Annotated in this window: 26 protein-coding genes; 13 read left to right on the top strand and 13 right to left on the bottom strand. The window is 50.5% G+C overall.

From position 1 onward, the window contains the following. Positions 1-12: 12 nt before the first annotated feature. Positions 13-1,023 carry a quinone-dependent dihydroorotate dehydrogenase gene (pyrD, locus tag ACJHYD_RS12000; protein ID WP_001305914.1) on the top strand — a complete coding sequence of 337 codons (1,011 nt, stop codon included), beginning with the start codon at positions 13-15 and terminating at the stop codon, positions 1,021-1,023. Positions 1,024-1,196: 173 nt separating this feature from the next. Beyond that, a complete protein-coding gene (zapC, locus tag ACJHYD_RS11995) occupies positions 1,197-1,739 on the top strand; it encodes a cell division protein ZapC (protein ID WP_001295353.1) in 543 nt (180 codons plus the stop codon). On the opposite strand, the gene ycbX is transcribed toward zapC, so the two are convergent. Next, complete coding sequence (gene ycbX, locus ACJHYD_RS11990) at positions 1,736-2,845, bottom strand: 6-N-hydroxylaminopurine resistance protein YcbX (RefSeq protein ID WP_001550919.1); 1,110 nt, start codon at positions 2,843-2,845, stop codon at positions 1,736-1,738. The two genes, zapC and ycbX, sit on opposite strands and share 4 nt — an antisense overlap. A gap of 243 nt (positions 2,846-3,088) precedes the next feature. On the opposite strand from ycbX, the gene rlmKL reads away from it, so the two are divergent. The 6 genes from rlmKL (at position 3,089) to rmf (ending at position 11,127) form a co-directional block, all read left to right on the top strand. Beyond that, on the top strand, positions 3,089-5,197 hold the full coding sequence (gene rlmKL / locus ACJHYD_RS11985; RefSeq protein WP_001086527.1) for a bifunctional 23S rRNA (guanine(2069)-N(7))-methyltransferase RlmK/23S rRNA (guanine(2445)-N(2))-methyltransferase RlmL: 2,109 nt from the start codon (positions 3,089-3,091) through the stop codon (positions 5,195-5,197). 11 nt (positions 5,198-5,208) lie between these two features. Then, complete coding sequence (locus ACJHYD_RS11980; RefSeq protein WP_000053080.1) at positions 5,209-7,116, top strand: ABC transporter ATP-binding protein; 1,908 nt, start codon at positions 5,209-5,211, stop codon at positions 7,114-7,116. 129 nt (positions 7,117-7,245) lie between these two features. Beyond that, positions 7,246-8,499 carry a membrane integrity-associated transporter subunit PqiA gene (gene pqiA / locus ACJHYD_RS11975; RefSeq protein WP_000333176.1) on the top strand — a complete coding sequence of 418 codons (1,254 nt, stop codon included), beginning with the start codon at positions 7,246-7,248 and terminating at the stop codon, positions 8,497-8,499. 4 nt (positions 8,500-8,503) lie between these two features. Beyond that, positions 8,504-10,144, top strand: coding sequence for an intermembrane transport protein PqiB (gene pqiB, locus ACJHYD_RS11970; RefSeq protein WP_000445541.1), 1,641 nt, complete (start codon positions 8,504-8,506; stop codon positions 10,142-10,144). Next, positions 10,141-10,704 carry a membrane integrity-associated transporter subunit PqiC gene (pqiC, locus tag ACJHYD_RS11965; protein ID WP_000759123.1) on the top strand — a complete coding sequence of 188 codons (564 nt, stop codon included), beginning with the start codon at positions 10,141-10,143 and terminating at the stop codon, positions 10,702-10,704. The genes pqiB and pqiC overlap by 4 nt, the downstream gene beginning before the upstream one ends. 255 nt (positions 10,705-10,959) lie before the next feature. Next, on the top strand, positions 10,960-11,127 hold the full coding sequence (gene rmf, locus ACJHYD_RS11960; protein WP_000828648.1) for a ribosome modulation factor: 168 nt from the start codon (positions 10,960-10,962) through the stop codon (positions 11,125-11,127). Between the two features lie 69 nt (positions 11,128-11,196). On the opposite strand, the gene fabA is transcribed toward rmf, so the two are convergent. Together fabA and ACJHYD_RS11950 are read right to left on the bottom strand one after the other, a co-directional pair. Continuing rightward, complete coding sequence (gene fabA / locus ACJHYD_RS11955) at positions 11,197-11,715, bottom strand: bifunctional 3-hydroxydecanoyl-ACP dehydratase/trans-2-decenoyl-ACP isomerase (protein ID WP_000227927.1); 519 nt, start codon at positions 11,713-11,715, stop codon at positions 11,197-11,199. Positions 11,716-11,783: 68 nt separating this feature from the next. Continuing rightward, complete coding sequence (locus ACJHYD_RS11950; RefSeq protein WP_000156479.1) at positions 11,784-13,544, bottom strand: Lon protease family protein; 1,761 nt, start codon at positions 13,542-13,544, stop codon at positions 11,784-11,786. A gap of 185 nt (positions 13,545-13,729) precedes the next feature. Here ACJHYD_RS11950 and matP point away from each other — a divergent pair, with 185 nt between their 5' ends. After that, on the top strand, positions 13,730-14,182 hold the full coding sequence (gene matP, locus ACJHYD_RS11945) for a macrodomain Ter protein MatP (RefSeq protein ID WP_000877161.1): 453 nt from the start codon (positions 13,730-13,732) through the stop codon (positions 14,180-14,182). Positions 14,183-14,256: 74 nt separating this feature from the next. On the opposite strand, the gene ompA is transcribed toward matP, so the two are convergent. Together ompA and sulA are read right to left on the bottom strand one after the other, a co-directional pair. Beyond that, complete coding sequence (ompA, locus tag ACJHYD_RS11940) at positions 14,257-15,309, bottom strand: porin OmpA (RefSeq protein ID WP_000750418.1); 1,053 nt, start codon at positions 15,307-15,309, stop codon at positions 14,257-14,259. 356 nt (positions 15,310-15,665) lie between these two features. Then, positions 15,666-16,175, bottom strand: coding sequence for an SOS-induced cell division inhibitor SulA (sulA, locus tag ACJHYD_RS11935; protein ID WP_000288704.1), 510 nt, complete (start codon positions 16,173-16,175; stop codon positions 15,666-15,668). A 218-nt stretch (positions 16,176-16,393) separates the two neighbouring features. Here sulA and sxy point away from each other — a divergent pair, with 218 nt between their 5' ends. After that, positions 16,394-17,023 (top strand): CRP-S regulon transcriptional coactivator Sxy, encoded by a 630-nt coding sequence (gene sxy / locus ACJHYD_RS11930; protein WP_000839153.1) that lies wholly within the window; start codon positions 16,394-16,396, stop codon positions 17,021-17,023. Here sxy and yccS read toward each other — a convergent pair. Next, a complete protein-coding gene (yccS, locus tag ACJHYD_RS11925) occupies positions 16,986-19,148 on the bottom strand; it encodes a YccS family putative transporter (RefSeq protein WP_001550920.1) in 2,163 nt (720 codons plus the stop codon). The genes sxy and yccS overlap by 38 nt on opposite strands. Positions 19,149-19,157: 9 nt before the next feature. Continuing rightward, complete coding sequence (locus ACJHYD_RS11920) at positions 19,158-19,604, bottom strand: YccF domain-containing protein (RefSeq protein ID WP_001261235.1); 447 nt, start codon at positions 19,602-19,604, stop codon at positions 19,158-19,160. A gap of 122 nt (positions 19,605-19,726) precedes the next feature. Here ACJHYD_RS11920 and helD point away from each other — a divergent pair, with 122 nt between their 5' ends. Continuing rightward, positions 19,727-21,781 (top strand): DNA helicase IV, encoded by a 2,055-nt coding sequence (gene helD / locus ACJHYD_RS11915; RefSeq protein ID WP_021561301.1) that lies wholly within the window; start codon positions 19,727-19,729, stop codon positions 21,779-21,781. 31 nt (positions 21,782-21,812) lie between these two features. Here the strand turns inward: helD and mgsA are convergent, their stop codons facing one another. Then, on the bottom strand, positions 21,813-22,271 hold the full coding sequence (gene mgsA, locus ACJHYD_RS11910) for a methylglyoxal synthase (protein WP_000424181.1): 459 nt from the start codon (positions 22,269-22,271) through the stop codon (positions 21,813-21,815). 95 nt (positions 22,272-22,366) lie between these two features. Continuing rightward, positions 22,367-23,029, bottom strand: a complete 663-nt coding sequence (locus tag ACJHYD_RS11905) for a DUF2057 family protein (protein WP_000847791.1) — start codon at positions 23,027-23,029, stop codon at positions 22,367-22,369. 172 nt (positions 23,030-23,201) lie between these two features. Between ACJHYD_RS11905 and ACJHYD_RS11900 the strand changes: the two genes are divergently transcribed. Continuing rightward, positions 23,202-23,615, top strand: a complete 414-nt coding sequence (locus tag ACJHYD_RS11900; protein ID WP_000665218.1) for a CoA-binding protein — start codon at positions 23,202-23,204, stop codon at positions 23,613-23,615. 44 nt (positions 23,616-23,659) lie between these two features. Here ACJHYD_RS11900 and hspQ read toward each other — a convergent pair whose 3' ends face one another. Further along, positions 23,660-23,977 carry a heat shock protein HspQ gene (hspQ, locus tag ACJHYD_RS11895; protein ID WP_001295356.1) on the bottom strand — a complete coding sequence of 106 codons (318 nt, stop codon included), beginning with the start codon at positions 23,975-23,977 and terminating at the stop codon, positions 23,660-23,662. Between the two features lie 57 nt (positions 23,978-24,034). Then, positions 24,035-25,225 carry a 23S rRNA (cytosine(1962)-C(5))-methyltransferase RlmI gene (gene rlmI / locus ACJHYD_RS11890; protein ID WP_019842299.1) on the bottom strand — a complete coding sequence of 397 codons (1,191 nt, stop codon included), beginning with the start codon at positions 25,223-25,225 and terminating at the stop codon, positions 24,035-24,037. Positions 25,226-25,319: 94 nt separating this feature from the next. Here rlmI and yccX point away from each other — a divergent pair, with 94 nt between their 5' ends. Continuing rightward, positions 25,320-25,598 carry an acylphosphatase gene (gene yccX, locus ACJHYD_RS11885; RefSeq protein ID WP_001550923.1) on the top strand — a complete coding sequence of 93 codons (279 nt, stop codon included), beginning with the start codon at positions 25,320-25,322 and terminating at the stop codon, positions 25,596-25,598. Here yccX and tusE read toward each other — a convergent pair. Further along, positions 25,595-25,924, bottom strand: a complete 330-nt coding sequence (gene tusE, locus ACJHYD_RS11880) for a sulfurtransferase TusE (RefSeq protein WP_000904442.1) — start codon at positions 25,922-25,924, stop codon at positions 25,595-25,597. The two genes, yccX and tusE, sit on opposite strands and share 4 nt — an antisense overlap. Positions 25,925-26,014: 90 nt before the next feature. Further along, positions 26,015-26,674: an FtsH protease modulator YccA gene (gene yccA, locus ACJHYD_RS11875; protein WP_000375136.1), complete on the bottom strand. Its 660-nt coding sequence runs from the start codon at positions 26,672-26,674 to the stop codon at positions 26,015-26,017. Between the last annotated feature and the right edge of the window lie 121 nt (positions 26,675-26,795).

Raw genomic sequence — 26,795 nt, 5'->3', positions numbered from 1 at the left:
CCAGGAGAGTTCATGTACTACCCCTTCGTTCGTAAAGCCCTTTTCCAGCTCGATCCAGAGCGCGCTCATGAGTTTACTTTTCAGCAATTACGCCGTATTACAGGAACGCCGTTTGAAGCACTGGTGCGGCAGAAAGTGCCTGCGAAACCTGTTAACTGCATGGGCCTGACGTTTAAAAATCCGCTTGGTCTGGCAGCCGGTCTTGATAAAGACGGGGAGTGCATTGACGCGTTAGGCGCGATGGGATTTGGATCGATCGAGATCGGTACCGTCACGCCACGTCCACAGCCAGGTAATGACAAGCCGCGTCTCTTTCGTCTGGTAGATGCCGAAGGTTTGATCAACCGTATGGGCTTTAATAATCTTGGCGTTGATAACCTCGTAGAGAACGTAAAAAAAGCCCATTATGATGGCGTCCTGGGTATTAACATCGGCAAAAATAAAGATACGCCGGTGGAGCAGGGTAAAGATGACTATCTGATTTGTATGGAAAAAATCTATGCTTATGCGGGATATATCGCCATCAATATTTCATCGCCGAATACACCGGGATTACGTACTCTGCAATATGGCGAAGCGCTGGATGATCTCTTAACCGCGATTAAAAATAAGCAAAATGATTTGCAAGCGATGCACCATAAATATGTGCCGATCGCAGTGAAGATCGCGCCGGATCTTTCTGAAGAAGAATTGATCCAGGTTGCCGATAGTTTAGTTCGCCATAATATTGATGGCGTTATTGCAACCAATACCACACTCGATCGTTCTCTGGTTCAGGGAATGAAAAATTGTGATCAAACCGGTGGCTTAAGTGGTCGTCCGCTTCAGTTAAAAAGCACCGAAATTATTCGCCGTTTATCACAGGAATTAAATGGTCGCTTACCGATCATCGGTGTTGGCGGCATCGACTCGGTTATCGCTGCGCGTGAAAAGATTGCTGCGGGGGCCTCACTGGTGCAAATTTATTCTGGTTTTATTTTTAAAGGTCCGCCGCTGATTAAAGAAATCGTTACCCATATCTAATTATTTCTTCGAATTCCTCTTTATAAGATAATCAGGGCTTTATTTTAAGTCCTGGTTGTTTTATATTCATCGCTGTTGCTTATTTAGACATTTTGTACTTTTATTGTTGAGGTTATTAAGCGAAGCGACAATGGATTGTGTTGCTGCGGTTTTATAGGGTAGGGGAGAGGCAAATGCGAATTAAACCAGATGATAACTGGCGTTGGTATTACGATGAAGAGCACGATCGAATGATGCTCGATTTAGCCAATGGTATGCTATTTCGCTCACGTTTTGCGCGCAAAATGTTGACTCCAGATGCCTTTTCTCCCGCAGGCTTTTGCGTTGACGACGCCGCGCTCTATTTCTCATTTGAAGAAAAATGCCGCGATTTTAATTTATCTAAAGAACAAAAAGCCGAACTGGTGCTTAATGCGCTGGTAGCAATTCGTTATCTCAAACCGCAAATGCCGAAAAGCTGGCATTTTGTTTCCCATGGTGAAATGTGGGTGCCCATGCCGGGCGATGCGGCCTGCGTTTGGTTGAGCGACACTCACGAGCAAGTCAATTTGCTGGTCGTTGAATCTGGCGAAAATGCCGCACTATGCCTGCTGGCACAACCCTGCGTTGTTATTGCGGGTCGCGCGATGCAGCTGGGCGACGCCATCAAAATCATGAACGACAGGCTGAAACCGCAGGTTAATGTTGACAGCTTCAGCCTCGAACAGGCAGTCTAACGCGTCAGCTTAAGCGCAGTCTTCGGTACACAGCTACAGCAAAGAATGGTGCCATCATCGCCCATTGCTGATTTTTTCAGCGGCGTGACTTCGCCTTCTAAAAGCTGAACACGGCAACTTCCACAAATGCCCGCGCGGCAAGAATAAGGGATACGAATTCCCTGATTTTCTAATTGCTCCAGCAACACTTGTTGGTTATTTCCACGAAATGCCTGTCCCTGCCAGTCAATATCTACATTTGCGTCCGGTTGTTGCGTGATGTTGGCGGTATCATCAGCGGCAGCTGCGCCGTAAATTTTTGCCGGAGCCGTTGCCAGAATTTCCACCTCATCGCCAACGCGAATCACGCCGCTATTACGGGCAATTAAATTCTGACCAAAATCGACATCGCCGTTATCCTGGGCAGTGCGGAAAGATTGCAATGTTTTTAATGGTTCGCCTGCCGGATGTTTTTGCCCTTTTTCTGGGCTGACGGTGGTGAAAATACAGCGGCTACAAGGTTTAACCACATCAAATACCACATCACCAATGCGAATCACTTTCCAGCGATCTTCTTCCCAGGCTGACGCGCCGGAAACCACCAGATTAGGGCGGAATTGCTCCATTTTTACACTGGCCGGACAACGTTGTTGGAGATCACGTAACGAGGCTTCGTTAGCAAGAAGGTAAGGATAGCCATCAGCAAATGACAGAGGTACAGTGTTGTGGCGTTTCACGCGCCGGGTCATTTGTGGCCCCACCCAGCGCAACTGCACTTCGCGGGAGAAAAATCCACTTAGCCATTTGTTGATCGCGTCTGGTGCAATTCGCGCGGTAAAATGTGTGCCCCAAACTTCGGTTGGTGCGTCTTGTGTGGCGAAATCAGCAAAACGAACATATGCGCTACTGCCATCTGGTGCGGTGAGATGCAAGCCATCATGCACAGGTGAAGGAGTAAACCGTACCATCTGGGGAAACTGGCGAGCGGTAATAAACGTACCGTCAGGTTCCGTGATCATAAAGATGCGATCGAAGGCCAGGCCACTGATATCTGCCAGGGCATGTGTAAGACCAATGCCGCGCATCGATTTAACAGGATGAACAAAAAGCCGGGTTAATGTCGCCACGATGCGGTCCTCAAATGAAAATAAGCCCTCAACTTTATGACATGACGCGCTTATTAGCTATAATGCGCAACAATTTTCTTAGCGCCTGTCCCATTAGGCTATTTTATTTGTCAGTTTGGCCCAGGGAAGTGCTCGAAATCCTCACGTACTTGTGTACGCTCCGGTTTCTCCGCGCTGTCCATGTCCAGACTGACTGCAACAATTACGCCTACTGCGGTAGGCTCTTAGAGTAAAAGTGACGATATGAATTCTCTGTTTGCCAGTACGGCCCGTGGGCTGGAAGAGCTGTTAAAAACTGAACTGGAAAACCTGGGGGCCGTTGAATGCCAGGTGGTTCAGGGTGGGGTCCATTTCAAGGGCGACACACGGCTTGTTTACCAGAGCCTGATGTGGAGCCGCCTGGCCTCGCGTATTATGTTGCCGCTGGGCGAGTGTAAGGTTTACAGCGATTTAGACCTCTATCTCGGTGTTCAGGCGATCAACTGGACAGAGATGTTTAATCCTGGCGCGACCTTCGCTGTCCACTTCAGTGGTTTGAATGACACCATCCGCAACAGTCAGTACGGTGCGATGAAAGTGAAAGACGCGATTGTCGATGCTTTCACGCGGAAAAATCTGCCGCGTCCAAATGTTGATCGCGATGCGCCGGATATTCGCGTTAACGTCTGGCTGCATAAAGAAACCGCCAGTATCGCCCTTGATCTCAGTGGTGATGGTTTACATCTGCGTGGCTATCGCGATCGTGCTGGTATTGCGCCGATCAAAGAAACCCTGGCAGCCGCGATTGTTATGCGATCCGGCTGGCAGCCAGGAACACCGCTGCTCGATCCGATGTGTGGTTCCGGTACGTTGTTGATTGAAGCGGCGATGCTGGCGACCGATCGCGCACCAGGCTTGCACCGTGGACGTTGGGGCTTTAGCGGCTGGGCACAGCATGATGAAGCCATCTGGCAGGAAGTGAAAGCAGAAGCGCAAACCCGCGCCCGTAAAGGCCTGGCTGAGTATAGCTCTCATTTTTACGGTTCGGACAGCGACGCACGGGTGATTCAACGTGCGCGCACTAACGCCCGTCTTGCGGGGATTGGTGAACTGATCACCTTTGAGGTGAAAGATGTCGCGCAACTGACCAATCCGCTGCCGAAAGGGCCGTACGGTACAGTGTTGAGCAACCCGCCTTACGGCGAACGTCTGGACAGCGAACCGGCGCTGATTGCGCTGCATAGCCTGCTGGGCCGAATCATGAAAAACCAGTTCGGCGGCTGGAATCTCTCTTTATTCAGTGCCTCGCCGGATCTGTTAAGTTGCCTGCAGTTGCGTGCAGACAAACAGTACAAAGCGAAAAACGGTCCATTAGACTGCGTGCAGAAAAATTACCACGTTGCCGAAAGCACACCAGACAGCAAACCGGCAATGGTGGCAGAAGACTACGCCAACCGTCTGCGTAAGAACCTCAAAAAATTCGAGAAGTGGGCGCGTCAGGAAGGCATTGAATGCTACCGCCTGTACGACGCCGATCTACCGGAATACAACGTTGCCGTTGATCGTTATGCCGACTGGGTGGTGGTGCAGGAGTATGCGCCGCCAAAAACTATTGATGCGCACAAAGCGCGTCAGCGTCTGTTCGATATTATCGCTGCAACCATTTCGGTACTGGGGATTGCGCCAAACAAACTGGTGCTGAAAACCCGTGAACGCCAGAAGGGCAAAAATCAGTACCAGAAACTGGGCGAGAAGGGCGAGTTTCTCGAAGTTACCGAATATAACGCTCACTTGTGGGTGAACCTGACGGATTACCTCGATACCGGTCTGTTCCTCGATCACCGTATCGCCCGTCGTATGCTCGGTCAGATGAGCAAAGGCAAAGATTTCCTCAACCTGTTCTCTTATACCGGCAGCGCCACCGTGCACGCGGGATTAGGCGGTGCACGCAGCACTACCACCGTGGATATGTCGCGTACTTATCTGGAGTGGGCAGAACGCAACCTGCGTCTGAATGGCCTAACCGGGCGTGCGCATCGCCTGATTCAGGCCGATTGCCTGGCGTGGCTGCGTGAGGCTAATGAACAGTTCGATCTGATCTTTATCGATCCACCAACCTTCTCTAACTCGAAACGAATGGAAGATGCGTTTGATGTTCAGCGCGATCATCTGGCGCTGATGAAAGATTTGAAACGTCTGCTGCGTGCAGGTGGGACGATCATGTTCTCGAACAACAAACGCGGTTTCCGTATGGATCTTGACGGACTGGCAAAACTGGGACTGAAAGCACAAGAAATTACGCAAAAAACGCTCTCCCAGGATTTCGCCCGTAACCGCCAGATCCACAACTGCTGGCTGATTACCGCAGCCTGAAAGGAATAGTAATGTCATTAATCAGTATGCATGGCGCATGGCTGTCGTTCAGCGACGCGCCGCTTCTCGATAACGCAGAACTGCATATCGAAGATAACGAACGTGTTTGTCTGGTGGGCCGCAACGGCGCAGGCAAATCGACGTTAATGAAAATCCTCAACCGTGAACAAGGGCTGGATGACGGTCGCATTATTTACGAGCAAGATTTGATTGTAGCTCGTCTGCAACAGGATCCGCCGCGTAACGTTGAGGGGAGTGTTTATGATTTCGTTGCCGAAGGCATTGAAGAACAAGCGGAATACCTGAAACGCTATCACGATATTTCGCGCCTGGTGATGAACGACCCGAGCGAGAAAAATCTCAACGAACTGGCGAAGGTTCAGGAACAGCTGGATCACCACAACCTGTGGCAGCTGGAAAACCGCATTAACGAAGTGCTGGCGCAACTGGGGTTAGATCCTAACGTTGCGCTGTCGTCGCTTTCCGGCGGCTGGTTGCGTAAAGCGGCATTAGGACGCGCGCTGGTGAGCAATCCGCGCGTATTGCTGCTCGACGAACCGACTAACCACCTGGATATCGAAACCATCGACTGGCTGGAAGGGTTTCTCAAAACCTTCAATGGGACGATTATTTTCATCTCCCACGACCGTTCGTTTATCCGCAATATGGCGACGCGTATTGTTGATCTCGATCGCGGCAAGCTGGTGACCTATCCAGGAAATTACGACCAGTACCTGCTGGAAAAAGAAGAAGCCCTGCGCGTGGAAGAACTACAAAATGCCGAGTTCGATCGCAAACTGGCGCAGGAAGAGGTGTGGATCCGCCAGGGGATCAAAGCACGCCGTACCCGTAATGAAGGCCGCGTACGCGCCCTGAAAGCAATGCGTCGCGAGCGTGGCGAACGTCGCGAAGTGATGGGTACCGCAAAGATGCAGGTGGAAGAGGCCAGCCGCTCCGGTAAGATCGTTTTCGAAATGGAAGACGTTTGCTACCAGGTCGACGGTAAGCAACTGGTGAAAGATTTTTCTGCCCAGGTTCTACGTGGCGACAAAATTGCCCTGATTGGTCCGAATGGATGCGGCAAAACCACGCTGCTGAAACTGATGCTCGGTCAGCTTCAGGCGGACAGCGGGCGTATTCACGTTGGCACCAAACTGGAAGTGGCTTATTTCGATCAGCACCGTGCGGAACTGGATCCCGATAAAACGGTGATGGATAACCTTGCTGAAGGTAAGCAAGAGGTGATGGTTAACGGCAAGCCACGCCATGTTTTGGGCTATTTGCAGGACTTCCTGTTCCATCCGAAACGGGCGATGACGCCGGTACGTGCGCTTTCTGGCGGTGAGCGTAACCGCTTGTTGTTGGCGCGTTTGTTCCTCAAACCAAGCAACTTATTGATTCTTGACGAACCGACCAACGATCTTGATGTTGAAACGCTGGAACTGCTGGAAGAACTGATCGACAGCTACCAGGGCACGGTATTGCTGGTGAGCCACGATCGTCAGTTTGTCGATAACACCGTTACAGAATGCTGGATCTTCGAAGGCGGCGGTAAAATTGGTCGTTATGTCGGCGGTTATCATGATGCCCGTGGTCAGCAAGAACAGTATGTGGCGCTCAAACAGCCTGCGGTGAAAAAAATCGAAGAAGCCGCCGCGCCAAAAGCAGAAACTGTAAAACGCAGCAGTAGCAAACTAAGCTATAAATTGCAGCGCGAACTGGAGCAGCTACCGCAATTGCTCGAAGATCTGGAGGCGAAGCTGGAAGCCCTACAGACGCAGGTGGCGGATGCTTCCTTCTTCAGTCAGCCGCATGAGCAGACGCAAAAAGTGCTCGCCGATATGGCTGCTGCAGAGCAGGAGCTGGAGCAAGCCTTTGAACGCTGGGAGTATCTTGAAGCGTTAAAAAATGGTGGCTGATCGCAAAATAGTCGATTTAAACAGAGACAGCTGACAACGGTAAAATTGCCTGATGAACTGGGTTTATCAGGCATGAAAACCAACACTTTGTTAGTCATCTGTAAAATAGCGCATCATTAAGGAGTACCAATGTGCGAACATCATCATGCCGCGAAGCACATCCTGTGCTCGCAGTGTGACATGCTGGTGGCGTTACCGCGCCTTGAGCATGGTCAGAAAGCGGCATGTCCCCGGTGTGGCACAACGTTAACCGTGGCGTGGGATGCCCCTCGGCAGCGTCCCACCGCCTATGCGTTGGCTGCACTGTTCATGCTGTTGCTGTCCAACTTGTTTCCTTTTGTGAATATGAACGTTGCAGGAGTTACCAGTGAAATTACATTACTGGAAATTCCCGGCGTGCTTTTTTCTGAGGACTACGCCAGCCTCGGCACCTTTTTCCTGTTGTTTGTGCAACTGGTTCCCGCGTTTTGTCTGATAACCATTCTGTTACTGGTGAATCGCGCGGAATTACCGGTCCGTTTAAAAGAGCAACTGGCACGGGTGCTTTTTCAACTCAAAACCTGGGGAATGGCGGAGATTTTCCTCGCGGGTGTGCTGGTCAGTTTCGTTAAACTGATGGCTTACGGCAGCATTGGTGTAGGCAGCAGCTTTCTCCCATGGTGTTTATTTTGTGTCCTGCAACTGCGCGCTTTTCAGTGCGTTGATCGTCGCTGGTTATGGGATGACATCGCCCCGATGCCAGAACTGCGCCAGCCGCTAAAACCAGGCGTCACGGGGATACGTCAGGGGCTGCGTTCATGCTCCTGTTGTACGGCAATCCTTCCTGCTGACGAACCCGTATGCCCGCGCTGTAGTACCAAAGGGTACGTTCGGCGTAGAAACAGCCTGCAATGGACACTCGCGCTGCTTGTTACGTCCATCATGCTGTATCTTCCGGCTAATATTTTGCCCATCATGGTGACGGATTTATTAGGCTCGAAGATGCCGTCGACGATTCTCGCTGGGGTCATCCTGTTATGGAGCGAAGGATCTTATCCCGTCGCTGCGGTTATCTTTCTGGCCAGTATTATGGTGCCAACGTTAAAGATGATCGCCATAGCGTGGTTGTGTTGGGATGCCAAAGGGCATGGCAAGCGCGACAGTGAAAGAATGCATTTGATTTATGAAGTTGTTGAGTTTGTAGGCCGCTGGTCGATGATTGACGTTTTCGTTATCGCGGTGCTCTCGGCGCTGGTGCGTATGGGAGGTTTAATGAGTATTTATCCGGCAATGGGTGCATTAATGTTTGCTTTAGTCGTCATAATGACAATGTTTTCTGCTATGACGTTTGACCCACGTTTGTCGTGGGATCGTCAACCTGAATCAGAGCATGAGGAGTCCTGACAGTATGGAATCTAATAATGGGGAAGCCAAAATCCAGAAAGTGAAGAACTGGTCTCCCGTGTGGATATTTCCTATCGTCACGGCGCTCATTGGGGCCTGGGTTCTTTTTTATCATTACAGCCATCAGGGGCCGGAAGTGACCCTGATCACCGCGAATGCGGAAGGAATAGAAGGTGGTAAAACCACCATTAAAAGCCGTAGCGTTGACGTCGGCGTGGTTGAAAGCGCCACACTGGCTGATGATTTGACGCACGTTGAAATCAAAGCGCGGCTGAATTCCGGTATGGAAAAATTGCTGCATAAAGATACCGTCTTTTGGGTGGTTAAACCGCAGATTGGTCGAGAAGGGATTAGCGGCCTGGGAACGCTGCTGTCTGGTGTTTATATCGAACTGCAGCCAGGCGCGAAAGGCAGCAAAATGGATAAATACGATTTGCTGGACTCACCACCGTTGGCCCCGCCTGATGCGAAAGGTATCCGTGTGATTCTCGATAGCAAAAAAGCCGGGCAGCTCTCGCCAGGAGATCCCGTGCTGTTCCGTGGCTATCGGGTAGGTTCGGTTGAAACCAGCACCTTCGATACGCAAAAACGCAATATCAGCTATCAACTGTTCATCAATGCACCTTATGACCGACTGGTGACCAGCAATGTTCGCTTCTGGAAAGATAGTGGCATTGCGGTTGATCTGACGTCAGCGGGGATGCGTGTGGAGATGGGCTCATTGACAACGCTGCTTAGTGGCGGTGTCAGCTTTGATGTGCCGGAAGGTCTGGATTTAGGGCAGCCAGTGGCACCGAAAACAGCTTTTGTTTTGTATGATGATCAGAAGAGCATTCAGGATTCGTTGTACACCGATCACATTGATTATCTGATGTTCTTTAAAGATTCGGTACGCGGTCTGCAACCGGGAGCTCCGGTAGAATTCCGGGGTATTCGCCTGGGTACCGTAAGCAAAGTGCCATTCTTTGCGCCGAATATGCGTCAGACATTTAACGATGATTACCGTATTCCGGTACTGATTCGTATCGAGCCAGAGCGGCTGAAAATGCAGCTTGGCGAAAATGCGGATGTTGTTGAGCACCTTGGCGAATTGTTGAAACGTGGTTTACGCGGATCGCTGAAAACCGGAAACCTGGTCACTGGTGCACTGTATGTTGATCTCGATTTCTATCCAAATACGCCTGCAATAACCGGTATTCGTGAATTTAATGGTTATCAGATTATCCCGACCGTTAGCGGCGGTCTGGCGCAAATCCAGCAACGACTGATGGAAGCGTTGGATAAGATCAACAAACTGCCATTGAATCCGATGATTGAACAGGCAACCAGTACGCTTTCTGAAAGTCAGCGCACAATGAAAAACCTGCAAACGACGCTGGATAGCATGAACAAGATCCTCGCCAGCCAGTCGATGCAGCAGTTACCGACGGATATGCAGTCAACGTTGCGTGAATTGAATCGCAGTATGCAGGGCTTCCAGCCTGGCTCCGCAGCCTACAACAAGATGGTGGCGGATATGCAGCGACTTGATCAGGTGTTGCGAGAACTGCAACCGGTGCTGAAAACGCTCAACGAGAAGAGTAACGCGCTGGTATTTGAAGCGAAGGACAAAAAAGATCCAGAGCCGAAGAGGGCGAAACAATGAAAAAGTGGCTAGTGACGATTGCAGCACTGTGGCTGGCCGGATGCAGCTCCGGCGAAATTAATAAAAACTATTACCAGTTACCTGTGGTGCAGAGCGGTACACAAAGTACCGCCAGCCAGGGTAATCGCCTGTTATGGGTAGAGCAGGTCACTGTTCCTGACTATCTGGCGGGAAATGGTGTGGTTTATCAAACCAGTGATGTGAAGTATGTGATTGCCAACAACAACTTGTGGGCCAGCCCATTGGATCAACAGTTGCGCAACACCCTGGTTGCCAACCTGAGCACGCAACTGCCCGGCTGGGTGGTTGCCTCCCAGCCTCTGGGAAGCGCCCAGGACACGCTCAATGTTACCGTAACGGAGTTTAACGGTCGCTATGATGGCAAGGTCATTGTCAGTGGGGAGTGGCTGTTGAACCACCAGGGACAACTGATCAAACGTCCGTTCCGTCTGGAAGGGGTGCAAACTCAGGATGGTTACGATGAAATGGTTAAAGTGCTGGCCAGTGTCTGGAGTCAGGAAGCCGCTTCTATTGCGCAAGAGATAAAGCGTCTACCTTAATTATAAAGATTTGTAAATATAACCGCCTCCGGTATGTTGCCTGAGGCGGTTTTTTTGTTTCTAAGGTGCGGAAAAAGTTGTTCCTCTTCACATTTTTTGTACAACTGACATGCCCGTGTAGCTCACAAATATGACAGTGGCGTGAATTTTGCGCATTGACGGCAGTTATGATTCGCGGTATTGCTTAACTGTGATTGCACATTTAGTAATCACTGTTTTCTTTTCCACCAGAAACCAGTATGAGGGAAACGAGGCATGAAGAGACAAAAACGAGATCGCCTGGAACGGGCACATCAACGTGGTTATCAGGCCGGCATCGCCGGACGCTCAAAAGAAATGTGTCCCTATCAGACGCTGAATCAAAGGTCACAATGGCTGGGAGGCTGGCGAGAAGCCATGGCGGACAGGGTAGTAATGGCCTGATTCTGTCTCTTTAAAAAGAAACCTCCGCATTGCGGAGGTTTCGCCTTTTGATACTCTGTCTGATTATAATCAGAAGGCAGACGTATCCTGGAACAGACCGACTTTCAGGTCGCTGGCGGTATAGATCAAACGACCATCAACCAGCACTTCGCCATCCGCCAGGCCCATAATCAGACGACGGTTAACAATGCGTTTAAAGTGAATACGGTAGGTCACTTTTTTCGCTGTCGGCAGTACCTGACCAGTGAATTTCACTTCGCCAACGCCCAGCGCGCGGCCTTTACCTTCGCCGCCCAGCCAGCCGAGGTAGAACCCTACCAGCTGCCACATTGCGTCCAGGCCCAGGCATCCCGGCATAACCGGATCGCCAATAAAGTGGCATCCGAAGAACCACAGATCCGGATTGATATCCAGTTCTGCTTCAACATACCCTTTGTCGAAGTTACCACCCGTTTCGGTCATTTTGACCACACGGTCCATCATCAGCATGTTCGGTGCTGGCAATTGCGGGCCTTTAGCGCCAAACAGTTCACCGCGACCAGAGGCAAGAAGGTCTTCTTTTGTATAGGATTCGCGTTTATCTACCATGTTCTCTGTAAGCCTTATTTTATTGAAGCACGCAGGATAGCTAACACGTGTACGCTGAACAAGTCCGATCAGTTCGGAATAAACCAGTTCAGCCAACGTAATGGCCATGGAAAACGGTGACGTCCTTCCTGTTGCGATGCTTGCGCGATACGTTCCTGGATGGTTTGCATCAGCGTCGTTTGGCCTTCGCCATCCCACACCAGATTTAATAATAACGGCAGTGCGTCAGTCACATCGTCTACTGCCCAGATGGTGAATTTGCCTTCCTCTACCGCTTTCAACAGTTCACTGGGAAGACTTAAATGGCGAACGTTAGCAGTGGGGATAATGACACCTTGTTTCCCGGTTAACTCACGTTGCTGGCAAATAGCAAAGAAGCCTTCGATTTTCTCATTTAAACCACCGACCGGCTGGGCACGACCGAACTGATCGACTGAACCTGTGATAGCGATACTCTGATTCACCGGCACATCGGCGAGGGCGCTTATCAGGGCGCAGAGTTCAGCCATCGAGGCACTATCGCCATCCACTTCACTGTATGACTGCTCAAATGTCAGCGATGCTGAGAAGGGGATCTGTTGCTCAAGCTGTAGTTCCGACATCAGGAACGCCTGCATGATCATCATCCCTTTCGCATGGATATTGCCGCCAAGCTCCGCTTTGCGTTCGATGTCGGTGAACTCACCATCGCCAATATGCACAACGCAGCTAATGCGAGAAGGTTCGCCAAAAGCGCGTGGATGACCCGGAAATTCAATGACCGAAAGGGCGTTAATTTGCCCGATGCGTTCGCCTTCGGTTTCAATCAGGATTTGCTCCTGAAGGATCTCATCCTGCATGCGTTCAGCGAGGAAACCTTCGCGCCATTCACGCTGCTGTAGCATTAAGTTTAGCTGCTCGCCGGAGAAGGTGTCGCCATCGCACAGGGAGGCGACCTCTTTACACTGGCGGAGGATCCACTGCGGGCTAAGCGGAAGTGTTTCTTGTTCACCGGTGTAGCGTGCTGCTTCGCGGATAAGCACCGGCCAGGCATCCGCTCCCGGTGCAGGTAAGTGATTATGTCTGGCGGTCAATGTTACCCAGCGACACCACTGGCTTACTGACTCCGCATCGACAATCTGCAGAGTATCTTCAAATTCGCTATAAATAGCCTGCTCTGAAAGCTCTGGTTCCATCTCCTGGAAATCAGCCAATGATTCGCGTTCGCCTACCAGAATGACTTTCAGCTTCAATGGCATCGAAGGCACAGAGACGGGGAGAGGGCGCGACTCATCAAACGCAACCCAGTCAAAACGCTCGCGGTTAACGATATTTTTCAGCCGCATCCACAGCAGAGGTTGCGCCAGCAGTGTACGCAAAGAGATGATGAGAATACCGCCATTTGCCTGATGCACCAGACCTGGCTGCAGGGTAATGTCGCCATTAAACTGGCGCAGGCAGCCAAAGAGTTGTTCCGCTTCTACCCAGTCGGCAGCGACAACTTGCGTTAAAGTCGCAAAATTATCATCTGCACTCACTGCGTTACGTAAGCGGATGGTGTGCCCGGAAACCTCATAGTGACCGCCCACCAGTTGGCCTGCATCGCTTTGTAGCGCACGCGCGGCATCGGCAATAAGATTCAGATACTCAGACTCTTCCGGGGCCTTCGCCAGCATAAAAGAGGAGGATGCTCGCGTATGCAGCAACTGCTCCAGCGCAAATTGCAGTCGCGGTTGAGTATCACTGAATAAAGGATCGTTTTCGTCAATCAAATGTGGCTGAGCAAATATTTCCTGATAGCTATCGGTATCAGGAACCAGGTCACGCCATGCAAGTTTCGTAATGGTCAAAGTTGATGTTTTTTAGTCTGTTGTCAAAGCCGCGATTATACCGTAACCGGCACTGCAGCACACGTAGAAAGCACCGACAATACTCCTGGCATGGGCGTTAAAGCTCACAGGATGGAGATTCTTTTCTTCACTGGCCCAAAAAGCTGATATTCTGTAAAGAGTTACACGGTAACATTGAGATCGCTATGAAATATCAACAACTTGAAAATCTTGAAAGCGGTTGGAAATGGAAGTATCTGGTGAAGAAGCATCGCGAAGGGGAGTTAATCACCCGTTACATAGAAGCCAGTGCCGCCCAGGAAGCCGTCGATGTGTTGCTCTCGCTGGAAAATGAACCCGTGCTGGTAAATGGCTGGATTGACAAGCATATGAATCCGGAACTGGTCAATCGCATGAAGCAAACCATTCGGGCCAGACGGAAGCGCCATTTTAATGCGGAACACCAGCATACGCGCAAAAAATCGATCGATCTGGAATTTATTGTCTGGCAACGTCTGGCTGGTCTTGCGCAGCGTCGCGGTAAAACGCTTTCTGAAACGATTGTTCAGCTGATTGAAGATGCGGAAAACAAAGAGAAATACGCGAATAAAATGTCTTCTTTGAAGCAGGATCTGCAGGCATTGCTGGGTAAGGAATAACTGACGAAAGTCAGTTCAATTTTCTATAGACGAAAAAAAACCCCGCAGCAGCGGGGTTTTTACCAGACGAGAACTTAAGCCTGCGGCTGAGTTACAACGTCTTTGATGCCTTTAACTTCGATCTCTACGCGACGATCCGGAGCCAGGCAGTCGATCAGTGCAGCACGCTGTTTCACGTTGTCACAGGTGTTGCCAGTAACCGGGTTGGATTCGCCCATACCACGTGCGGAGATTTTGTCTGCCGGGATACCTTTAGAGATCAGGTAATCAACAACAGACTGAGCACGGCGCTCGGACAGACCCTGGTTGTAAGCGTCAGAACCGATGCGGTCGGTGTAACCCAGAACAACTACGGAACCGTCTTTCGGATCCAGGTTGCTCAGCTGGCTGTACAGCTGATCCAGAGCAGCCTGACCTTCCGGTTTCAGGGTTGCTTTGTTGAAGGTGAACAGAACGTCAGACTTCAGAGTGAAGTGCTTGGTCTGTACTTCCGGTGCCGGAGCTGGAGCCGGAGCAACTACTGGAGCTGCTTCGCCCTGACCGAAACGGTAGGAAACACCCAGGCTCAGCATGCCGTTGTCCGGACGAGTACCGATGGTGTGTGCGTCACCGATGTTGTTGGTCCACTGGTATTCCAGACGGGTAGCGATTTCAGGAGTGATCGCATACTCAACACCGCCAGCGAAGACCGGAGAAACGCCGGTATCGTGGTCTTTAAAAGATGCGCCACCAGGTACGTTAGCCTTGGTGTCTGCACGCCATACCATACCACCCAGACGAGTGTAGATGTCCAGATCGTCAGTGATTGGGTAACCCAGTTTAGCGGTCAGCTGAACGCCCTGAGCTTTGTATGCGCCGTTGATGTTGTCGCCTTTGTACGGCATACGACCTAACCAGTCGTAACCCATTTCAAAGCCAACATACGGGTTAACCTGGTAACCACCAAAAGCACCTGCACCCAGTTGGTTTTCGTGGGTCGGACCATTGTTAGGAATAAAACCAGTGTCATGGTACTGGGACCAGCCCAGTTTAGCACCAGTGTACCAGGTGTTATCTTTCGGAGCGGCCTGCGCTACGGTAGCGAAACCAGCCAGTGCCACTGCAATCGCGATAGCTGTCTTTTTCATTTTTTGCGCCTCGTTATCATCCAAAATACGCCATGAATATCTCCAACGAGATAACACGGTTAAATCCTTCACCGGGGGATCTGCTCAATATTAACTCTACCGATATCTTCGGCTTATGCCGAGCACCCCTGGCGATGTAAAGTCTACAACGTAGTTGAAAACTTACAAGTGTGAACTCCGTCAGGCATATGAAAAAAAAGTCTTGTATAAGGTACGTTTAATCTTTTTTGTCAGCGACAATTTACAGAAGAAAATCGCGGAAACCGCTTCAGACAAGCCTCCGCAAGGAAAATTAGTCACGACTGAAAGCATTGGCTGGGCGACAAAAAAAGTTCCAGGATTAATCCTAAATTTACTTAATGATACAAATTAGAGTGAATTTTTAGCCCGGAAAGTTGTCTCGTTGCGTGAGAGGATGCGCTTACCGGACGCATAATAAACCCCATAGCGTTACCTTCATTTGCCGCATCAACAAGTTCAGCATGCTCTTCTTCAGTCAAATCATCTGCCAACCAACCGATCACCACACTGTAATTGCCCGTGCGTAAAGCGCGAACCATTGACTCCACGGTGTGGCAAGGGGAGAGCTGGCTAATCTGCATCACTTTCGTTAAGGGTAGCCCAGATGCCAGAACCCATTCCCGACTCAGTTTTTGTTGCGGTGTTAACCAGAGTTGCCAGCGCGATTGCTGACCGAGTTGCTGTAACAATGGCAACAGTAGAAGTTGCGTCATCATGGGCTGATCTTCGCGATAGACAACTTCACTGATAAGCCCGGCTGTAGTGTTTTCCGTAGAGACACGCGCAATTTTACTTGCTGCGGATGAGAACGACGAAGAACGATGTGCATAGCCTGAAGTGTACATAATCAATCCAGCCCCTGTGAGTTACTGTATGGATGTACAGTACATCCAGTGACAACAAAGATCAACCCTATTTTCGGAAAGAGCCTCGCAAATTTTGTCGTTGGTGACGGGAAAACATAAATTAATCTTGCCCCTTAAGAATAAGTTGCCTATTTTCGTAGTTAACGGATCCGTTAATGTGAATCATTCTTTTATGTTATGATTTTAAAAGGAATTTTATGAAAAGCCTCTCCTATAAGCGGATCTATAAATCACAAGAATACCTGGCAACGTTGGGCACAATTGAATACCGATCATTGTTTGGTAGTTACAGCCTGACCGTTGACGACACGGTGTTTGCGATGGTTTCTGATGGTGAGTTGTATCTTCGGGCTTGTGAGCAAAGTGCACAGTACTGTGTAAAACATCCGCCTGTTTGGCTGACATATAAAAAGTGTGGCCGATCCGTTACCCTCAATTACTATCGGGTTGATGAAAGTCTATGGCGAAATCAACTGAAGCTGGTGCGTCTGTCGAAATATTCTCTCGATGCAGCGCTGAAAGAGAAAAGCACGCGCAATACCCGGGAAAGACTGAAAGATTTGCCCAATATGTCTTTTCATCTGGAAGCGATTCTCGGGGAGGTGGGGATTAAGGATGTACGGGCGTTACGTATACTTGGGGCAAAAATGTGTTGGTTGCGACTGCGGCAGCAAAACAGTCTGGTGACAGAAAAGATTCTGTTTATGCTTGAAGGGGCCATTATCGGCATTCATGAAGCTGCGCTCCCGGTGGCACGCCGCCAGGAGCTTGCAGAATGGGCTGACTCTCTTACGCCGAAACAGGAGTTTCCTGCGGAACTTGAGTAATCTGGCGTTGCAGACGACCAATCTCTGGCAGTAATGCAATCAATAACCCAACTTGTTGTACGACCAGAGGTTCTTTGCTGTCTGCCCGCGGTTCAAGTTGCTGCATCCGCTGTTTCAGGCCAGCTAATGCCTGATTGACGCGTTCTTCATCAGCAGGTTGATGATGTAGCGCGTCATCAACATAGCAAACTGCGTCATCAAGAAACGTCAGAATTTCAGGATTAGTTAACTGCTCCCGGTGAGCACCGAGGGCTGAGATATAGCTGGTAAACGTATGGTTAAGGCACAGCAACCGAAACGCGGCCTCGCGAATTTGCGGGGTAACGTTCGGCTCGCTGGACATATTTGATACCACCGACGCCAGTTCAGCATCACGGTTGTGTGCATCGCGGCGGGCAATACGATACGCCAGACGGTTATCACGCCCCTGATGGTATTGCTCCAGTATGGCATCGAGATAGCGACAGTTGGCCTCGGTGGCACGTTCGAGCATGCGCGGCAGATTGCGAAACTTCCAGTCAGGCCAGATGTAGCTCACCGCCGCCCACGCAATGGCACAACCAATCAGCGTATCGATTACGCGAGGTAACGCCACTTCAAAACCTTCACCCAGCAAGTTAAAACAAAGTAGCACCAAAAGTGTGATGAACATCGTTGCATGGGCGTATTGCACGTTACGGAAGGCAAAAAAGAGCACGCCGGTGATAACCAGTAGCACCAGTTGCCCTTCCAGTGACGGTACAAACCACAGCACAGGAATGCCAATGGCGATACCTACCAGCGTACCAATAATCCTTAACTTCAGGCGGTGGCGCGTGGCGTTATAGTTTGGCTGGCAGACAAACAAACTTGTCAGCAAGATCCAATACCCGTGATGCATTCCGGTTATCTGAATGATGGCGTAGCCGAAGCACAACACCAGCGACATTCTTACCGCATGACGGAAGAGGGCGGATTCCGGCGTGAAGTGACGGCTAAGACGCAGCCAGATATCACTCAATCCGTGCGGGCTGTCATCAGCGAGCTCATTTTCGTCATTATTATGGGGCAGTGCCTGGGCCTGTTCTGATTCAATTGTTGCCAGTTGGGCATCAATGGCGCGTAAATTGTTCAGCAAAAATCCCAGTGTTTTGAGTAAATCGGCAGGTGCGCCGTTATCGCGCATCCGCTCCAGCGCAGCATCAATATGCGTAAAAGCGCGCTCGAAATGCGGATCATGTTGATAAGGCTGACGCAACAAAATACAGCGTGACAGTTGCTGGCACGCCTGGCCCTGCATCGACATCAGCCGCTGAAAACGGAACAGCACGTCGCTGTGGCGAAAATGTTCACGCAATGTTTGATACTGAATATGAGAAGAGCTGGCACGCTCGTGAATATCCTGCGCGACGAAGTAATAATGCAGCGTGCGACGCGTTCCCCGTTGACCACGATCGCCACGTAAGCGGGTCAGCAGCGAGAGTTTCGTCTGATTCAATGTCGCCATCAGCTGACCGTTGGCGAGAGCCAAATCGTACAGCGGTGCCTGGCTTTCATCTTCAATATCAGGATCAAACATGCGCGACTTGAGCTCAAGGTAACGCGCCAGTTGTTCATAGCAACGCGCCAGGTTGTCCTGCAGCGGGCGGACCGGGAACAGTAGATGACCAATAAGTGTCAGGACGTTGTACCAGACGGCACCGGCCAGCAGATACATCGGCTGCTGATACCAGTGCTCATACAGTGATGTTCCCAACATAGTGTAAATGGCGATCAGCAATGCACCGAAGGCAATTGTTGCATAGCGTTGACCCAGACCGCCGAGCAAAATGAAGCCGCTGGTAGAGAGCGTTAAGCCAATCGCAAATAGCCAGGGCCAGGGAAACAGCAATTCTACTGAGGCCGAGGCGATAAAAAAGCAGAACAGCGTAATGATGAGGTTACGCAAACGTCCCGCCAGTCGGTCATCGAGATCGGTCAGCGCCGCTGCCACCATCCCCAGCGTTAGCGGAATCGTCAGTTTTACATCACCCAGCCACCACGGAAACGCTGTGGTTCCACAAAGCGCAATAAAAATACGCGCGTAATACAGCCAGGCGCTGTTCCAGGTATAGCGTTTGAGCAAAGGACTTAGCATAAAGGCCATATTAGTGGATTATTCAAAACGACGACGTGCATTGGCTTCACGCGCAGCTTGCGCTGTTTCTACCGATACCACGCGACGACCGACCGGCCATAGTGCAATAGCGGCAATTTTAAAGTTCGCAATGCCGACAGGAATGCCAATGATGGAAATACATTGTGCGATGCCCGTTGCAATGTGCATCAGGCATAACCACCAGCCAAAGAAAATCAGCCAGAAAATATTCAATACCGTACCGCCAGTATTTAGCAGCACATTTTTGCCAGCCGGGTTCAGTTCATCGACATGAATAGCTTCATTGCCATAAGGCACCAGAGACAGTTTAGTGATCTCCCAGCAGGATCGTGTCAGCGGTAAGGTAAAAATCAGCACAATACTGACCAGAGTCGCCAACAGCCAGCCCAGAGTGGTGGCAAATCCGCCAAGCACAAAGTTCAGAATGTTCAAAACGGTACGCATAAAACCTCGCTTTACTGTGGTTTTCAGTAATGGGCGGCAATTGTAACGTTTTTTTGGGCTGGAGCACGTTTTCTCTGACGGTTACACTGATAAGAAATCATTTCGTGTGGATCTACAGAGTCATGGAACTGAAAGCGACAACGCTTGGAAAACGTCTGGCACAGCACCCTTACGATCGGGCGGTGATCCTCAATGCCGGGATTAAAGTCTCCGGCGATCGCCACGAATACCTCATTCCTTTCAATCAATTACTGGCGATTCACTGTAAGCGCGGTCTGGTGTGGGGCGAGCTGGAATTTGTACTGCCGGGCGAAAAAGTGGTGCGTCTGCACGGTACTGAATGGGGCGAGACGCAGCGTTTTTACCATCATCTTGATGCTCACTGGCGGCGGTGGAGTAGCGAGATGAGCGAAATTGCATCTGGTGTTTTACAGCAGCAACTGGATTTAATTGCCACGCGCACCGGAGAAAATAAATGGCTGACGCGTGAGCAAACCTCTGGCGTGCAGCAACAAATCCGCCAGGCTTTGTCGGCGTTGCCGTTGCCGGTTAACCGACTGGAAGAATTCGATAACTGCCGTGAGGCGTGGCGTAAATGTCAGGCCTGGTTGAAAGATATTGAAAGCGCTCGGTTGCAGCATAATCAGGCATATACCGAAGCCATGCTTACCGAGTATGCGGATTTTTTCCGCCAGGTCGAGTCTTCACCGCTGAATCCGGCGCAGGCCCGGGCAGTCGTTAATGGCGAGCATTCTCTGTTAGTGCTGGCAGGTGCAGGAAGCGGAAAAACGTCGGTGCTGGTAGCCCGTGCAGGCTGGTTGCTGGCGCGTGGTGAAGCGTCCCCTGAGCAAATTTTATTGCTGGCGTTTGGTCGCAAAGCCGCTGAAGAGATGGACGAGCGTATTCGAGAACGACTACATACCGAAGACATTACCGCACGCACATTTCATGCGCTGGCGCTGCATATTATTCAGCAGGGCAGCAAAAAAGTTCCGATAGTCAGCAAACTGGAAAATGATACCGCTGCCCGTCATGAACTTTTTATTGCTGAGTGGTGCAAGCAATGCAGCGAAAAGAAAGCGCAGGCGAAGGGCTGGCGGCAATGGCTGACGGAAGAAATGCAGTGGTCAGTGCCAGAAGGTAACTTCTGGGATGATGAAAAATTACAGCGTCGTCTTGCCTCACGCCTCGATCGTTGGGTAAGTCTGATGCGGATGCACGGTGGTGCACAGGCAGAAATGATTGCCAGTGCACCCGAAGAGATTCGCGATCTGTTCAGTAAACGTATCAAGTTGATGGCTCCGTTATTAAAAGCCTGGAAAGGTGCGCTGAAGGCAGAAAACGCTGTCGATTTTTCGGGCCTTATTCACCAGGCGATTGTGATTCTGGAGAAAGGTCGCTTTATCAGCCCGTGGAAGCATATTCTGGTTGATGAATTTCAGGATATCTCGCCGCAGCGCGCAGCGTTGTTAGCGGCATTACGCAAGCAAAACAGTCAGACGACGTTGTTCGCCGTTGGTGATGACTGGCAGGCGATTTATCGCTTCAGCGGTGCGCAAATGTCGCTCACCACCGCTTTCCATGAAAACTTTGGTGAAGGTGATCGCTGCGATTTAGAGACGACTTACCGTTTTAACAGTCGTATCGGTGAGGTGGCAAACCGGTTTATTCAGCAGAACCCAGGCCAGCTGAAAAAGCCGCTAAACAGCTTAACCAATGGAGACAAAAAAGCCGTCACGTTATTGGATGAGAGCCATCTTGACGCTTTGCTGGATAAGCTCTCTGGTTATGCCAAACCGGAAGAGCGCATTCTGATCCTGGCGCGTTACCATCACATGAGGCCTGCCAGCCTGGAAAAAGCGGCAACACGCTGGCCGAAGTTGCAAATCGACTTTATGACCATTCATGCCAGCAAAGGGCAACAGGCGGATTACGTCATCATCGTTGGCTTGCAGGAGGGAAGTGATGGTTTTCCGGCTGCGGCGCGGGAGTCGATTATGGAAGAGGCGCTACTGCCACCGGTTGAGGATTTCCCGGACGCTGAAGAACGGCGGTTAATGTACGTGGCGCTGACCCGGGCACGCCATCGGGTATGGGCACTGTTTAACAAAGAGAATCCCTCTCCCTTTGTGGAAATACTGAAAAATCTGGATGTGCCGGTGGCGAGAAAACCGTAAGAAACAGGTGGCGTTTGCCACCTGTGCAATATTACTTCAGACGGTCCGCGAGATAACGCTGATAATCGGGGATCAGAATATCGACCGCGTCGTTGAAATGCGGCGACTGGATTATGAAGTCTGCCGTTGCCACGTTGGTGGCGACCGGAATGTTCCATACCGTCGCCAGACGCAGCAAGGCTTTCACGTCAGGATCGTGCGGCACGGCATTTAGTGGATCCCAGAAGAAAATCAATACATCAATTTTCCCTTCTGAGATCAATGCGCCAACCTGCTGGTCACCCCCCATTGGGCCACTCAACATCGCGTTGACGTTCATGCCGGTCGCGCGGGAAATTAAGTTACCGGTAGTGCCTGTTGCATACAGTACGTGTTGTTCCAGTAACGGTTGATGCCGTTCCACCCAGCTCATCAGCATTTGTTTGCAGTGATCGTGTGCCACCAGCGCAATATGTTTCCGCGCAGGTAAAGTGCGAGTCGTCAGTTCCATAATGTACATCCGTAGTTAACTTTCCTACAGATTACTGTAAGCACTTATCGCTGCAAGATAAAGACCGAAAAAGCCTGCGCACAGGCACAAAAATCTCAGGAAGATGGTTGTTTTTCCGCCCATTGCAGGAAAGTATTTCGCGTTTGTGGGTCAGCCAGTTTAAACCAATACTTCAGCCGTTGTTCTGTGAGCACCTGAGACTGCGGTGGAATAGCATCCAGCTCGGAAACCCCCGAAAGCAGCGTACTGTCATCTGCCATCATCGTGGCAAATTGCGGTAGTGAAGCGCGTTTCGCGGATTTGTTATAGCGTTCAACCTCGACCTCATAATCAATCGTTTTTGCCGTTGAGGTAATGGCGAGAATATCCAGCTTTACCGGAATCGGCGTCGCATCGCCATCCAACAATTCAAGGCGCGGCGCAGCATCAAAATGGTTAGCTTCCCGCTCATTCTCCAGACGAGGCAGGCGAAAATTGACCTGGTTGATGAGCTGGGTATTAAAACTGACCACCAGCGGTGGGGAGATATACAGCCGTTCTTCACTATTGGAAAGATGAATCGTCTTCTCAACGCGAAACACTAACTGATGCGGTCCGTTATCCAGTTCAATGCTGTCCGCACCGCGCAGCAGAGAGCTGGAAACCTTTTTACCGTCGAGTACCAGAAGATCGACATCGGTTGAAAGCCGCAGCGTGGTGGCAAAAACGGATACCGGCAAACATAATGCAATCAAGGTGGTCACGATGCCGGTTTTCATAGGTAGCTCCTGTCAAAAGACCGCCCGAATAATAATGTGTCAAAATTTTTCTTTAATCATACTTACTAACATATAGACATATTTCCCGCTTTTGCTCTCATTCATTCGTATTAGCTGCATGGTTGGCATGTCGGCTTTGTCGTACACTTTGTTAAACAGTCTGGAGGAAATAATGAAAGAAACCGATATTGCAGGCATTTTAACGTCCACTCACACCATTGCGCTGGTGGGGGCAAGCGACAAACCCGATCGTCCCAGCTATCGCGTGATGAAATATCTACTCGACCAGGGGTATCACGTCATTCCGGTTTCGCCAAAAGTTGCTGGCAAAACACTGCTGGGCCAGCAGGGGTATGGCACGCTGGCAGAAGTTCCTGAAAAAGTCGATATGGTCGATGTTTTCCGGAATTCAGAAGCAGCGTGGGGCGTAGCGCAGGAAGCGATCGCCATCGGCGCGAAAACCCTCTGGATGCAACTGGGGGTGATTAATGAGCAAGCGGCAGTACTGGCACGGGATGCCGGATTAAATGTAGTGATGGATCGCTGCCCGGCTATTGAGATCCCTCGCCTGGGCCTGGCCAAATAAAAAATCCCCGGAAGGCAAAAACCTTCCGGGGATTTGTTCAGGGATTAGTTACGCAGACGCGGGGCCTGGAGTTGTTTGCGGATGGTCTGCGCCAGCTCATCCATGGATGGCTGTTCAGGATGTTCATCCTGCAATTCGCTACTTAGCTGGGCTTCAGCCAGGTAGGTATGAACCGGTAGGCCGTTATCGTCCTCCATCACCACGTGATACCACGGAGCGGCGCGAAGCTCGTCATTCACCGCCAGCTCATCAGGCGACGGTTCAGAGAGCGAATAAACCGGGTCGATATCCACGACCACTCCGAGATAACCTAACAGGGAATGGCGGACCTGCTGGCCGATACCGAATTTGCTGGCAATCATAGTCACCTCCCGGGAAATCTTTACCTTTGATATAAGGGTAAAATTCCACATTTCAAGTTACATGACGCGACAGGCAAACCCTTTCAGATATAGCCCTTCCGGATAGGTAGCGATCACCGGATGATCGGCTGCCTGACGGAACTGCTCTATAAATTGTACATCACGACCGGCATCAATTGCGGCATCCGCGATGATTTTCTGAAATAAATCGCTGGTCATCAGGCCAGAACAGGAGAAAGTCAGGAGAACTCCGCCTTCATTCAGCAACTGAATCGCCAGCATGTTGATGTCTTTATAGCCACGACACGCGCCCATCAACTGGCTTTTATTCTCAACAAACTTCGGCGGGTCCATCACGATAACGTCAAATTTTTCACCGCGATCGCGATAAGTACGCAGCAATTTAAAGACATCATCACGGACAAACTCAGCCTTGCTCAGATCCAGTTTGTTCAGCTCAACGTTCTGCCGTGCAATATCCAGCGCTTCCTGGGAGGTATCAACGCTGACAACCTGGCTGCAACCGCCCATCAGTGCCGATACGGCGAAACCACCGGTATAGGAGAAACAGTTCAGCACACGTTTATTTTCAACGTAGCGGCGGGTAGCCAGGCGGCTGTCACGCTGGTCCAGGTAGTAGCCCGTTTTGTGCCCGTGCTGTATGTCCACCAGCAGCTTCATGCCGTGTTCTTCAATCGGCAGCAGGGCAGGCGGTAGCTCTCCGGTAACGGGGCCCTGGGTCAGTTCCATCCCTTCTTTTTTACGTACCGCAACGTCGCTGCGATCGTAAATCGCACATTCCGGGTACAGCGTTTGCAGGGCACTAATTAATGCTGCGCGCTGATATTCTGCGCCAGCACTCAGCAATTGCAGCACCAGAAAATTACCGAAACGATCGATAGTAATACCCGGCAGGCCATCAGATTCACCGGCGATTAAACGATAGCTGTCGAGGCCATCTTTTTGCGCCAGCCAGTCACGCCATTTTTGTGCTTGTTGCAAACGGCGGGAAAAAAAAGCAATGTCGATAGATTCATTCGGGTCAAACGTCCAGACGCGCGCCCGGATTTGCGAAGCTGGCGAATAAGCGCCGCGTGCTAACCATTTTCCCTGATGATCAACAATATCGATGGTTTCCCCGAGGCTGGCTTTACCTTCCATGCGGGCAACGGCCCCGGAAAAGATCCACGGATGGCGACGAAGTAATGATTTTTCGCGCCCTTTGGCTAACACTAAACGTACACTCATAATTTACTTTTCTGTCGATGCAAAGAAATGGGCGTCATTGTCCGGAGTTTTCCATGGATTTGCAACGCGTCCATTAAGGATAAGGAGAGCAGCAATGTCGAAAGTCTGCATAATTGCCTGGGTTTACGGGCGAGTTCAGGGCGTTGGATTTCGCTATACCACGCAGTACGAAGCGAAAAAACTGGGATTAGCCGGGTACGCCAAAAATCTTGACGATGGCAGCGTGGAAGTGGTTGCCTGCGGTGAAGAAGGGCAGGTAGAAAAATTAATGCAGTGGTTAAAGAGTGGCGGCCCGCGTTCTGCGCGTGTAGAACGGGTGCTCAGCGAGCCGCATCATCCCTCGGAGGAATTAACCGATTTTCGTATCCGTTAAATACATTTAACCGGTTTTGGCAGGCCAGCAATTTTGGTGGCTTGCTTAGCCGGACCTTTCGGAAACAGTCGGTATAAATAGCGGCTGTTACCTTTTTCTTCGCCAAATTTATTCGCCATCGCTTTTACCAGCATACGAATCGCCGGAGAAGTATTGAATTCCAGATAGAAATCACGCACAAAACGCACCACTTCCCAGTGTTCTGGCGACAGCGAAATCCCTTCGTTCTCTGCAATCACCACTGCCAGCGGCTCACTCCACTGGCTGCTTTCTTTGAGATAGCCTTCGGTATCCGTTTCTATCTCTTTACCTTCGAAGATCAGCATAATTATTACTACCTTAATCAGACTGGCGGCAGTGTAACAAAAAACAAAGCCCCGCATAAAGCGAGGCTCGGTAAGTAACCCTGGGCGAGATTAATCGCGGCTGGCGAAGCCCAGAATGCTCAGCAGGCTGACGAAGATGTTGTACAGCGAAACATACAGGCTAACCGTGGCACGAATATAGTTCGTTTCACCGCCATGAATGATGTTGCTGGTTTCAAACAAAATAGCGCCAGAGGAGATCAGAATGAAGACCGCGCTGATCGCCAGATGCAGAGCAGGCAGTTGCAGGAAGATATTAGCAACCATACCAATCAGCACCACCACAATACCCGCCATCAGCATACCGCCGAGGAACGACATATCTTTGCGGGTGGTCAGCACATATGCAGAGCAGCAGAAGAACACTAACGCCGTTCCGCCCAGTGCCATAGCGATTACGTCACCCATTCCGGCAGACAGATAGGTATTCAGAATTGGTCCGAGGATATAACCCAGAAAACCGGTAAAGGCGAATGCGGAGATAATCCCGGTCGGCTTATTCGCCGTTTTATAGGTCAGGAACATCAAACCATACATACCCACCAGCGTCAGAATCAGACCCGGAGATGGCAGCATCAGCACCGTACTGGCAGTTGCGGTAATCGCAGAAAAGGCCAGCGTCAGGCTCAGCAGAAAATAGGTATTACGCAGCACCTTATGGGTGCTAAGCAGCGATGTACGGTCATGTGAAGAACTAACAATACGATCCATTGAGTCACTCTCTATGACAGATGTAATTAATTAAGCAGCATAATGATAATGCGTAAGGGCACCCAGAAGTTTTACCCATCTTTACGCATTTGATCTGGAACAGGTTTAACAGCGGATTATC

The organism is Escherichia sp. WS1368 (assembly GCF_046487485.1).
Classification (GTDB): domain Bacteria; phylum Pseudomonadota; class Gammaproteobacteria; order Enterobacterales; family Enterobacteriaceae; genus Escherichia; species Escherichia coli.
Note: the sequence above shows the minus strand (reverse complement) of the source record. Positions and strands in the feature narration are given on the sequence as shown.